This is a genomic window from Synechococcus sp. R55.7, assembly GCF_047461955.1.
Lineage (GTDB): Bacteria > Cyanobacteriota > Cyanobacteriia > Thermostichales > Thermostichaceae > Thermostichus.
The window spans coordinates 1-849 of record NZ_JANSIC010000424.1 but is presented as its reverse complement, the minus strand read 5'-3'; the positions used below and the strand labels follow the sequence as shown (position 1 = coordinate 849).

Below are 849 nucleotides of genomic sequence, written 5' to 3'. Positions count from 1 at the left end.
CCCGGTTGGTCGGCCAAAGCGGCCAAGCGCTCCTGCAAAGCCGGGATCGCTTCTCCCGGCAGAATGTTACTCGGGAATGCCGACGGGGGAGGATCCCCAAGCTGCGTCGTGGACTGTTCTGTCCGGCCAGCGGTGGTCGATTGCAGCAGTTGCGAGAGGCCCGCCATCGTCAGGCCCAGGATGAGACTTAAGCTCAGTCCCCTGAGCAACACTTGCCCGAGAGATGGAGAACGTCTCAAGCGGCGAGGCCGGGCAGCCCGTTGGCGCAGACGAGCAATGGCTTTCTGGCGAGCAAGACGCAGCGGTTGAGGACGGGAAACCAATAGGGATCCCCTGGGGGCAGGAAGCAGGCGACCAGATCCTGTTCGCAGCTTTGACTCCGCCGGAGGTGGGACGGCGTTCTTGGCAGGTTGTGGAGGGCGGCGGGGATCCCGCGACTTCTCTGGCAAAGGCCTACGGCCCGCTAGCGCGGATGGATCGGTGCCTTTCCTCTCCCTTGCTCTGGTCATAAGAACGATTGCCTTAACACCATACTTCTGACAGACACTGCTGGCAGTTTCACCGACTCCACTCCGGTGAGCTTGGCTTAATTAAACCCACATTAAACCCACAAATTGGCCAACCTGCCCTGACCTAGATTGCAAAACGCCCATCAAACCGTCCTCGCGACACGAAGCCTAGCAACAACCCCGCCAAAGGCAGGATGAGTCCCTGTTGCCAGAGCATCCACTCGGAGTCGTTTTAAAAACTTAGGTTGATCCGTGACCCCCCTTTCCCTCTGGAAGAGGGGCTGGGAATAGTCGCGGAAGCGGCGCGGAGCGCTTTTGCCAAGTCCAGGAAAACCGTCAG

Annotated in this window: 1 pseudogene; it reads right to left on the bottom strand. The window is 59.8% G+C overall.

Going from position 1 to position 849, the window contains the following annotated elements:
- Positions 1-509: pseudogene (locus tag NW820_RS12910) on the bottom strand (serine hydrolase); the annotation flags it as partial.
- Between the last annotated feature and the right edge of the window lie 340 nt (positions 510-849).